The sequence below is a fragment of the Allokutzneria sp. A3M-2-11 16 genome, from assembly GCF_024213555.1.
Classification (GTDB): Bacteria; Actinomycetota; Actinomycetes; order Mycobacteriales; family Pseudonocardiaceae; genus Allokutzneria.
Map to the genome: position 1 here is coordinate 228,761 of NZ_JANAVO010000006.1, position 11,775 is coordinate 240,535.

An 11,775-nucleotide genomic window follows, 5' to 3' on the forward strand; every position below is an offset into this window, starting at 1 on the left:
CCGAGACGTGTCCAACGAGCAGAAGCTGCGCGACTACCTCAAGCGCGTCACCACCGACCTGCACGAGGTGCGGCAACGGCTGCGCGCCGCGGAGTCCCGGGAGCAGGAGCCGATCGCGGTGGTGGCCATGGGCTGCCGCTTCCCCGGCGGGGTGCGCTCACCGGAGGACCTGTGGCGGCTGGTCACCGAGGAGCGCGACGGCGTCGGCGGCTTCCCGGACAACCGGGGCTGGGACCTGGCCTCGCTCTTCCACCCGGACCCGGCCAACCCCGGCACCAGCTACGCCACCGAGGGCGGGTTCCTGCGCGAGGCGGACCTGTTCGACCCCGGGCTGTTCGGGATCTCCCCGCGCGAGGCCACCGCGATGGACCCGCAGCAGCGGCTGCTGCTGGAGACCTCGTGGGAGGTCTTCGAGCGCGCCGGGATCGACGTGACCTCCTTGCGCGGCAGCAGGACCGGCGTGTTCACCGGCGTGATGTACCACGACTACGCCGCCCGGTTGCGCACCATCCCGGAGGGCATGGAGGGCTACCTCGGCAACGGCAGCGCGGGCAGCATCGCCTCCGGGCGAATCGCTTACACCTTCGGCCTCGAAGGCCCCGCGCTCACCATCGACACGGCCTGCTCGTCGTCGTTGGTCGCGCTGCACCTCGCCTGCCAGTCGCTGCGGCGCGGTGAGAGCTCCCTCGCCCTGGCGGGCGGGGTCACCGTGATGTCGACGCCCGGCGCGTTCGTGGAGTTCAGTCGCCTGCGCGGGCTCGCCCCGGACGGCCGGTGCAAGTCCTTCTCCGCCGCGGCGGACGGCACGGGCTGGTCGGAGGGCGTCGGCTTGGTGCTGCTGGAGCGGTTGTCCGACGCGGTCGCCAACGGTCACCCCGTGCTCGCCGTGGTGCGGGGCTCCGCGGTGAACCAGGACGGCGCGTCGAACGGGCTGACCGCGCCGAACGGGCCTTCGCAGGAGCGGGTGATCCTCCAGGCGCTCACAGCGGCTGGCCTGTCCACCGACCAGGTCGACGCGGTGGACGCGCACGGCACGGGCACCCCGCTCGGTGACCCGATCGAAGCGCAGGCGCTGCTGGCGACCTACGGCAAGGACCGGTCGCAGCCGCTGCTGCTCGGGTCGTTGAAGTCGAACATCGGGCACACGCAGGCCGCGGCGGGGGTCGGCGCGGTGATCAAGATGGTGCAGGCCATGCGGCACGGGGTGCTGCCGCGCATCCTGCACCTGGACGAGCCGACCTCGCACGTGGACTGGTCGGCGGGCGCGGTCTCGCTGCTCACCTCGACGGTGCCGTGGCCGGAGTCCCGTGACCGCCGCCGCGCCGGTGTCTCCGCTTTCGGCATCAGTGGCACCAACGCGCACGTCATCCTGGAGGAGGCTCCGGAGCCGGTCGAGCAGCCGCGCGCCGAGGGTTCGGGGCCCTGGGTACTGACGGCGAAGACGGCCGAGGCGCTGAACGCCCGCGCGGCGCAGATCGCGGAGCTGGAAGCACACCCGCTCGACATCGCGCACTCGCTGGCCACGACGCGGGCGGCGCTCGACCACCGTGCGGTCCTGCTCGATCCCGCCGCGCTTCCGGCGCTGCTCGCGGGGGAGCCCGACCCGAACGTGGTGCGCGGGGTGAGCACCGGTGGCAAGACGGTCTTCGTCTTCCCCGGTCAGGGTTCGCAGTGGACCGGCATGGCCCGCGACCTGCTCGACAACGAGGTCTTCGCATCGTCGATGTCGTTGTGCGCCAAGGCTTTGGCTCCACACGTCGACTGGGACCTGTTCGAGGAGCTGGACGGCCCGTTGGAGCGGGTCGACGTCGTGCAGCCCGTGCTGTGGGCGGTCATGGTGTCCCTGGCCGAGCTGTGGCGCTCCCACGGGGTCGAGCCGGAGGCGGTGATCGGCCACTCGCAGGGGGAGATCGCCGCCGCCTGCGTCGCGGGGGCGTTGTCGGTGGAGGACGCCGCGAAGGTGGTGGCGCTGCGCAGTCGCGAGCTGCTGGCGTTGTCCGGGCGCGGCGGCATGGTGTCCGTGGCGACCGCCGATGTCGACGACCTGCTGACCGACGGCGTGGAGGTCGCGGCTGTCAACGGCGCTGCGTCGGTCGTGCTCTCGGGCGACACCGACGCGCTCGACAAGGTCATGGAACGCTGCGCTGACAAGGAGATCCGGGCTCGGCGCATTCCCGTGGACTACGCGTCGCACTCGCGGCATGTCGAGGACATCGAGGATCGTCTGCGCGAAGTCCTCGCCGGTGTCGAGCCGAGGCGGCCGGACATCCCGTTCCTGTCCACCGTCACCGGCGAGTGGCTGACCGAAACCCTCGACGCGGACTACTGGTACCGCAACCTGCGGCAGCCCGTGCTGTTCGCGCCCGCCGTGCGGACCGCGCTCGACCTCGGCTACTCGGTGATCATCGAGGTCAGCCCGCACCCGGTGCTCGCGGTCGGCGTCCAGGAGAGCATCGACCGGCCCGCGGCGGTCGTCGGCACCCTCCGCCGCGACGAGGACGGGCAGCGGCGGTTCCGCACCGCCCTCGCCGAGGCCTACGTGCACGGCGCGCACGTGGACTGGGCGAAGCTGTGCGGTGGCGGGCGGCGCATCGACCTGCCGACCTATCCCTTCCAGCACGAGCGGTTCTGGCTCGACGCACCGGCCACGACGGGCGAGGCGAACAGCTTCGGGCTGGCCGCGGCCGATCACCCGTTGCTGGGCGCGGTCGTGCGGATGGCCGAGCGCGACAGCGTCCTGCTGACCGGGCGGCTCTCCCTGCACACCCATCCCTGGCTGGCCGAACACCGAGTCGGTGGTGTCGCACTGCTGCCCGGCGCCGCGTTCGTCGACCTCGCGGTCCGCGCAGGGGACGAGGCCGGGTGTGGCCGGATCGACGAGCTCACCCTCGAAGCCCCGCTCATCGTGCCCGAGCAGGGCGGCGTCCACGTGCACCTGTCGCTCGAAGCGCCGGATGAGGATGGCCGCCGCGCAGTCGCGGTGCACTCGCGGCCGGAGGACTCGGAGGACTGGACCCGCAACGCGGTCGGAGTCCTCTCCCCGCGGAGCGCGGAACCATCCACAGTGGACAGTAGGCCCGCTGAGGCCGAGCCCGTCGACGTCACGGGTTTCTACGACCGGCTCGCCGAGGCCGGACTCGGCTACAGCGGGCCGTTCCAGGGCCTGCGCTCGGCCTGGCGGCTCGGTGACGACGTGTACGCCGAGGTCGCGATCGATGTTGACGCCGCGGGCTTCGGGCTGCATCCCGCCCTGCTGGACGCCGCCCTGCACACCGCGGCACTCGGCACGGCCACCGAAGTGAAGCTGCCGTTCGCCTGGACCGGCGTGGAGCTGCACGCGGTGGGGGCCACAGCTCTCCGCGTCCGGATGAGCCCGGCCGGTCCGGACGCGATCTCCCTGGAACTGTCCGATATGGACGGTCATCCGGTCGCGACGGTCGAATCGCTCGTGCTGCGGGCCGTCGCCGCTCCTGCTCCAGAGCCGTTGTACCGGGTGGAGTGGGTCCCGGTCGCCAAGCCGGACAGCTCCGCCGAGACCGGCTTGTACGAGGTGACCGCCGATGACCCGCTGACTGCCACCACCGAAGCTCTCGACGCGATCCGCTCCTGGGATGAGTCGCGTCCCCTGACGGTGCTCACCAGTGGCGCGACGACGGGGGAGAACCTCGCGGCGGCGGCAGTGTGGGGCCTGGTCCGGTCGGCGCAGTCGGAGAACCCGGACCGGTTCGTGCTCGTCGACAGCGACGGCTCGGTCCCACCCGGCGTCGCCGTGGCCTCGGGTGCCACGCAAGTCCTTGTGCGGGAAGGAGAACTGTTCGCGCCCCGGCTTGCCCGTCCGTCCGCGGCGCTCATCCCGCCGCGCGCGAGGGCATGGCGGCTGGAGGTGACCACCAAGGGCAGCCTGGACAACGTCGCACTGGTGGAGTGCCCGGACGCGCTGCGCCCCCTGGAGCCGGGTCAGGTCCGGTTGGGCCTGCGCGCGGCGGGGCTGAACTTCCGCGACGTGCTGCTCACCCTCGGTATGGTCGACCAGGACGGGCTCGGCGGCGAGGCGGCGGGCATCGTGCTCGAAGCCGCCCCGGACACCGGTTTCGTCCCAGGGGAGCGGGTCTTCGGCATGTTCCCCGACTCGATCGGACCGGTCGCGATCGCCGACCACCGCATGATCGCGCGGATGCCGGAGGGCATGACCTTCGAGCAGGCGGAGACCATCCCGGTGGTGTTCCTGACCGCCTACTACGGCCTCGTCGACCTCGGTGGGCTGCGGGCGGGGGAGTCGGTGCTGGTGCACGCCGCGGCCGGGGGCGTCGGCATGGCGGCGGTCCAACTCGCCCGGCACCTGGGCGCCGAGGTCTACGGCACCGCGAGCCCGGCGAAGTGGGCGGCGACCGGCCTGCCCGCAGACCGCGTCGCGAACTCGCGGGATCTCGGTTTCGCCGAGCGGTTCCCGAAGGTCGACGTCGTGCTGAACTCGCTGGCCCGCGAGTTCGTCGACGCCTCGCTCGGGCTGCTCGGTCCGGGCGGCCGGTTCCTGGAGATGGGCAAGACCGACCGCAGGGACGCGGCCCAGGTCGCCGAGGCGCATCCCGGTGTGACGTACCGGATCTACGACATCATGGAGGCCGGTCCCGCCCGCATCGGCGAGATGCTGGGCGAGCTGATGGAGCTGTTCCGGCGCGGTGCGCTCACGCCGCTGCCGGTCACCGCGTGGGACGTGCGGCGGGCGGTCGACGCGCTGCGCCACCTCGGGCAGGCCAAGCACGTCGGCAAGGTCGTTCTCCGCATCCCGCCCGTCCCGGACCCGGACGGCGCGGTCCTCATCACGGGCGCCTCCGGAACGCTCGGCGGCCTCATCGCCCGCCACCTCGTCGCCGAGCACGGCGTGCGAAAGCTCGTGCTGCTCAGCCGGAGTGGCGCAGCGGCACCGGAGTTGGACGCCGACGTCACCGTTGTGGCATGCGACGCAGCCGACCGCGACGCCCTCGCGACTGTCTTCAGCGCGCACGACATCACGTCGGTGGTGCACGCCGCGGGTGTGCTCGACGACGGCCTCGTTCACGACATGACGCCGGAGAAGGTCGAGAAGGTGTTGCGCCCCAAGGTGGACGCGGCGATCAACCTGCACGAGCTCGCCGGTGACCTGGCGTCGTTCATCCTGTTCTCCTCGGTCGCCGGGACGCTCGGTGCGGCGGGCCAGTCCAACTACGCCGCGGCGAACGCGGTCCTGGACGCTCTCGCGCTGCGCCGTCACGCCGAGGGGCTGCCCGCGCAGTCGCTGGCGTGGGGCTTCTGGGCACAGCGCAGCGGTATGACCGCGCACCTCGATGACGCCGATGTCCAGCGCATGGAGCGCGCCGGGATGCCCGCTCTGTCCACAGAGGAGGGTCTGGCGCTGTTCGACGCCGCCGTCGCCTCCCCGGAGCCGGTTCTGCTGCCGCTGCGCCTCGACCGCGCGGCGCTGCGCAAGCTCCCCGAGCTGCCGGAACTACTGCGCTCGGTGGTCCGCGCACCGGCACGGCGCGTGGTCGGCGCGAGCACGCAGGAGGGCTCCGCGCTGGTGCGGCGGCTCGCCGGACTGCCTTCCGCGGAGCGCGAGGCGCGGCTGTTGGACCTGGTGCGGGCGGAGGTCGCCGCCGTGCTCGGGCACTCCTCCCCGGAGTCGATCAGCCCCGACCGGGCGTTCGGCGAGATCGGCTTCGACTCGCTCACCGCGGTCGAACTGCGCAACCGGCTCGCCGCGGCAACCGGACTGCGGCTGCCCACGACGCTCGTCTTCGACCACCCCAACCCGGCGGCGGTCACCCGGCACCTGCTCACCGAACTGCTCGGCACCACCGCCGCGGAATCGGTGCGCGGCACCGCCTCCGACGAGCCGCTGGCTATCGTCGGCATCAGCTGCCGCTTCCCCGGCGGCGTCGCGTCACCCGACGACCTGTGGCGCCTGGTCGCCGAAGGAACGGACGCGCTGTCGGGTTTTCCGGTGGATCGCGGGTGGGACACGGCCGGCCTGCACGACCCGGACCCCGACCGCCCCGGGACCTCCTACGTGAGCGAGGGCGGCTTCCTGACCGGAGCGAGCGAGTTCGACGCGGAGTTCTTCGGGATCTCCCCGCGCGAAGCCCTGGCGATGGACCCGCAGCAGCGGCTGCTGCTCGAAGCCTCCTGGGAGGCGTTCGAGCACGCCGGGATCGCGCCGGACTCGTTGCGCGGCAGCCACACCGGCGTGTTCGCGGGCGTCAGCGGCCAGGAGTACGCAGCCCTGGTGCACCAGGCCGCCGCGAGCACGGAGGGCTACCTGCTCACCGGCACCTCGGCGAGCGTGATCTCCGGTCGCGTCGCCTACGCCTTCGGCCTGGAAGGTCCCGCTGTCACCGTGGACACCGCGTGCTCGTCGTCGTTGGTGGCGCTGCACCTCGCGGGAGGGGCGCTGCGCAACGGCGAATGCTCGATGGCGCTGGTCGGCGGCGTGGCCCTGATGGCGACGCCGGGCGCGTTCGTCGAGTTCAGCCGTCAGCGGGGCCTCGCCGAGGACGGCCGCTGCAAGCCGTTCGCCGCCGCGGCGGACGGAACCGGCTGGGGCGAGGGCGTCGGGGTGCTCGTGGTGGAACGGCTCTCCGACGCCCAGCGCAACGGCCGCCGGATCTTGGCCGTGGTGCGGGGTTCGGCGGTGAACTCCGACGGTGCGTCGAACGGCTTGACGGCCCCGAACGGTCCCTCGCAGCAGCGGGTCATCCGCGCGGCCCTGGACAGCGCGGGGCTCGCACCGTCCGATGTGGACGTTGTCGAGGCCCACGGCACGGGCACGAGGCTCGGCGATCCGATCGAGGCTCAGGCGGTGATCGCCGCCTACGGTCAGGACCGGCCGCGGCCGCTATGGCTGGGCTCGTTGAAGTCGAACATCGGCCACGCGCAGGCCGCCGCGGGCGTCGGTGGCGTGATCAAGATGGTGCAGGCCCTCCGGCACCGCGTGCTGCCGAAGACCCTCCACGTGGACTCACCGACCCCGCACGTGGACTGGTCTGCGGGCGCGGTCGCACTACTGACGGAGAACGTCGAGTGGTCCTCCGACCGGCCGCGCCGCGCTGGTGTTTCTTCGTTCGGGGTGAGCGGAACCAACGCCCACGTGATCCTGGAGGAGGCTCCGCAGGACGCTGCGGCTCCGGCTCGCGACGAGCCTTCGGAGCCCGATGCTCAAGGCTTCGTCCCGTGGGTGCTGTCCGCGAAGACGCCGGAAGCGTTGGAAGCTCAGGTGGATCGGCTTCGCGCAGCCGCGGCGGACCACAACCCGGTCGACGTCGCCTGCTCCTTGCTGTCCGGCAGGGCTTCGCTGCCGCACCGCGCCGTGGTGCTCGGTGACCGGGTGATCACCGGCACGGGTTCGGGGCGGCCGGTGTTCGTCTTCCCCGGTCAGGGTTCGCAGTGGACCGGCATGGCTCGCGATCTCCTCGGGAACGAGGTCTTCGCGTCGTCGATGTCCGCGTGCGCCTCTGCGTTGGCGCCCCACGCGGACTGGGACCTCTTCGAGGAACTGGACGGGCCACTGGACAGGGTCGACGTGGTTCAGCCGGTGCTGTGGGCGGTGATGGTGTCGCTCGCCGCCGTGTGGCGCTCGTACGGGGTTGAACCCGCCGCGGTGGTCGGCCACTCCCAGGGCGAGATCGCCGCGGCATGTGTCGCGGGGGCCCTGTCGCTGGAGGACGCGGCGAAGGTCGTTGCCTTGCGCAGCAAGGAGCTGACGGCGCTGTCCGGACTCGGCGGAATGGTCTCGGTGTCCACAGGGGACGTCAGTGACTTGCTGACCGAGGGCATCGGGGTCGCCGCCGTGAACGGGCCGGGGTCCGTGGTGATCTCCGGAGACGCGGCCGCGTTGGACGTGTTGATGGAGACCTGCGAGGAACGGGGAATCCGCGCGCGACGCATCCCGGTGGACTACGCCTCGCACTCCCGGCACGTCGAGCGGATTCACGATCGGCTGGCCGAAGTGCTGTCCGGGATCACGCCAAAGCAGCCCGAGATCCCGTTCTTCTCTACTGTGACCGGTGACTGGATCGACGAGCCGGTCGACGCGGGCTACTGGTACCGGAACCTCCGTAAGACCGTCCTCTTCGGACAGTCCATCCAGGAGCTGCTTAAGGACCACGGGCTGTTCATCGAGATCAGCCCGCATCCGGTGCTGCTCATGGGCATGTCGGAGGCCGACGCGGTCGCGATCGGCTCGCTGCGCCGCGACGACGGCGGGACCGAACGGTTCCTGACCTCGCTCGCCGAGGCGTACGTGCACGGGGCCGACGTCGACTGGTTCCAGCTGTGCGAGGGCGGGCGTTTCGTCGAGCTGCCGACGTACGCGTTCCAGCGAACGCGGTACTGGCTCGACACGCCGACCAGCACCGGTGACCTCAGCTCGGTCGGCCTGAACGCGCCGGATCACCCGTTGCTGGGCGCCGCGGTGCCGCTCGCCGAGGGGGACGGCTACCTGCTGACCGGGCGACTGTCCCGCCGCGCCCACCCGTGGCTGGCCGACCATCAGGTCCTGGGAACCGTGCTGCTACCCGGAACGGCGTTCCTGGAACTGGCGATCCGCGCGGGTGACGAAGTGGGCTGCGGGCGGGTCGAAGAGCTGACCCTCCACGCGCCGCTGGTGCTGCCCGAGCGCGACGGTGTCCAACTCCAGGTCACGGTCGGCGGAGCCGAACTCGACGGCTCGCGCGCCGTCGCCGTCCACTCGCGGCTGGACGACGGGCAGTGGACCTGCAACGCGACGGGTTTGCTCGGCACCGCGACCACAACGCCGGAGGGGATTGCCGTGTGGCCCCCGGCCGGCGCGGTCCCGGTGGAGCTGGACGGGTTCTACCCGGCGCTGGCCGAGGCCGGATTCGGTTATGGCCCGAGGTTCCAGGGCCTGACCGCCGCGTGGCGGGTCGGCGAGGAGATCGCCGCCGAAGTGCGGGTGCCGGCAGATGAGCCGTTCGGCCTGCACCCAGCGCTCCTCGACTCAGCACTGCACGCGATCGGTCTGTCCACAACGGACAGTTCAGTGCGCCTGCCCTTCGCCTGGGGCGGGGTCGCACTGCACGCCGCCGGAGCGTCGGTGTTGCGGGTGCGACTGCGCCGCGTCAACGACGACGAGCTGTCTCTGATCGCGACCGACGAGACCGGGCAACCGGTGCTCACCGTGGAGTCGCTGGCACTGCGATCGGTGACGGCGGCCCAGATTCGCGCGGCAGGGCGCTCCGACTCCCTGTTCCAGCTGGACTGGAAGCCGGTCCCGGTGCCCGCTCCGTCCACAGAGGACTACGACGTCGTCGAGGTGTCGACTGTCTTCGAGGCGTTGGAAGCGGTGCAGCGCGCGGACAACCGCGTGGTGATCCACACCAACGGTGACATCGCCGGGGTTCCCGATCCCGCCGTGGCCGCGGTGTGGGGGCTCGTGCGCTCCGCCCAGTCGGAGAATCCGGACCGGTTCGTCCTCTTCGACGGCCCGGCGGAACTGCTTGCGGCCGCCGTTGCGCTCGGGGAGCCCCAGGTGGCCGTGCACGACGGCGGCCTCGTGGTCCCGCGCCTCGCTCGCGCAGGCAACGACGGCCTTGTGGAGCCGGAGGAGCCGTGGCGGCTGGAGGTCACCGAGACGGGCACGCTCGACGCGCTGGCGCTGGAGCCGCACCCGGTGCGGGCGCTGGGCGAGGGCGAGGTGCGGATCGCCGTCCGTGCCACCGGCGTGAACTTCCGCGACGTCGTCCTGAGCCTGGGAATGGTGCCCGACCAGGAGATCCTGGGCAGTGAGGGTGCGGGCGTCGTGGTCGAGACCGGCCCGGGGGTGACCGGACTGCGTCCCGGTGATCGGGTGATGGGCCTGTTCACCGGTGCCTTCGCCGCGCTGGCCGTCGCCGACCAGCGCACCCTCGCGAAGATCCCCGCGGGCTGGAGCTTCACCCAGGCCGCGTCCGTTCCCGTCGCGTTCCTGACCGCCTACTACGGCCTTGTCGACCTGGGCGGGCTCCGACGCGGGCAGTCGGTGCTCATCCACTCGGCCGCGGGCGGCGTGGGGATGGCGGCCGTGCAGATCGCCAAGCACCTCGGTGCGGAGGTCTTCGGTACCTCCAGCCCGGCCAAGTGGCATGCCACGGGTCTCGACGCCGATCACGTCGCCAGTTCGCGTGATCTTGGCTTCGCTGAGCGGTTCCCGAAGGTCGACGTGGTGTTGAACTCCCTGGCCGGTGAGTTCGTCGACGCGTCGCTGGGGCTGCTCAAGCCGGGCGGCCGGTTCGTCGAGATGGGCAAGACCGACCTGCGCGACGGCATCGAGGGCTATCGGGCTTTCGACCTCGTGGAAGCCGGGCCGAACCGGCTCGGCGAACTGCTCGCCGAGGTGCTGCGGCTGTCCGAGCGCGGTGTGCTCACCCCGCTGCCCGTGCGGGCGTGGGACGTGCGCCGGGCCCCGGAGGCGTTCCGCTTCCTCAGTCAGGCCAAGCACATCGGCAAGGTCGTGCTGACCGCCCCGGCCAGGATCGGCCCCGAGGGCACCGTGCTGATCACGGGCGGCACCGGCACCCTCGGCGGTCTGCTCGCGCGGCACCTCGTGCGGGAGCACGGTGTGCGGAACCTGCTCCTGCTCAGCCGTCGCGGCAGTGCGCCGGAGCTGGAGGCCGACCTGCGCGAACTCGGCGCCGACGTCACGATCGCCGCCTGCGACGCCGCCGACCGCGACGCGCTCGCGACCGTCCTCAGTGGACACAGTGTCACGACGGTGATCCACGCGGCCGGAGTGCTCGACGACGGTGTCGTCCAGTCCCTCACCCCGGAGCGCCTGGAAGCCGTCATGCGTCCCAAGGTGGACGCGGCGGTCAACCTGCGCGAGCTGACCGGTGACCTGGACGCGTTCGTGCTGTTCTCCTCCGCCGCGGCCACCTTCGGCGGTCCCGGTCAGGCGAACTACGCCGCCGCCAACGCCTACCTGGACGCGTTCGCACAGCGGTCGCGTGCCGAGGGCGGGCCCGCGCAGTCGCTCGCGTGGGGCCTGTGGGCCGAGCGCAGCGAGATGACCGGGCACCTGGGTGAGGCCGACCGCAAGCGCATGAGCAGCGTCGGCGTGGCACGGATGTCCACAGAGGAGGGTCTGGCGCTGTTCGACGCCGCTGTCCGCTCTGACCGCCCGGTGCTGCTGCCGATGCGCCTGGAGCCCGCGTTGCTGCGGGCCGACGCGGCGATGCTGCCACCGCTGCTGCACGGGCTGGTCAGGGCGGGTCGCCGCGCCGCGGCCACCCGCGGCGACGGTGGGTCCTCGTTGCTGGCGACGCTGTCCGGCCTCTCGGCGGGGGAGCAGGAGAGCATCCTGATGGACCTCGTCCGCGAGGGCGTCGCCGCTGTGCTCGGGCACTCCTCGCCCGAGTCGGTGCGGGCGGGCACGGCGTTCAAGGAGATCGGGTTCGACTCGCTGACCGCCGTGGAGCTGCGCAACCGGCTCACCGCGGCCACCGGGGTGCGGCTGCCGGTGACGCTGGTCTTCGACCACCCCACTCCGGCGGCGGTGGCCGCGCACCTGCTGGCCGAGCTGGCGCCGGAGACCGCCGACGCCGCGCCGGAGCCCGGCACGTCCGAGGACGAGGTCCGGGCCGCGTTGGCGGCGATCCCGCTGAGCAGGCTCCGCGACGCCGGGGTGCTGGACACCCTGCTGGAGATCGCGGGGCTGACCGGGCCGGGCGAGGACGACGCCTCCCTCGACGAGCTGGACGCGGACAGCCTGGTCGCGCTCGCCTTCCAGCAAGCCACCTCCTGAGT

1 protein-coding gene is annotated in these 11,775 nt (G+C 72.2%); it reads left to right on the top strand.

The window, feature by feature from the left end; all coding sequences use genetic code 11:
* The first annotated feature begins 7 nt into the window (after nt 1–7).
* A complete protein-coding gene (locus NLX83_RS28650; RefSeq protein ID WP_254238314.1) occupies nt 8–11,773 on the top strand; it encodes a type I polyketide synthase in 11,766 nt (3,921 codons plus the stop codon).
* Nucleotides 11,774–11,775 lie beyond the last annotated feature (2 nt).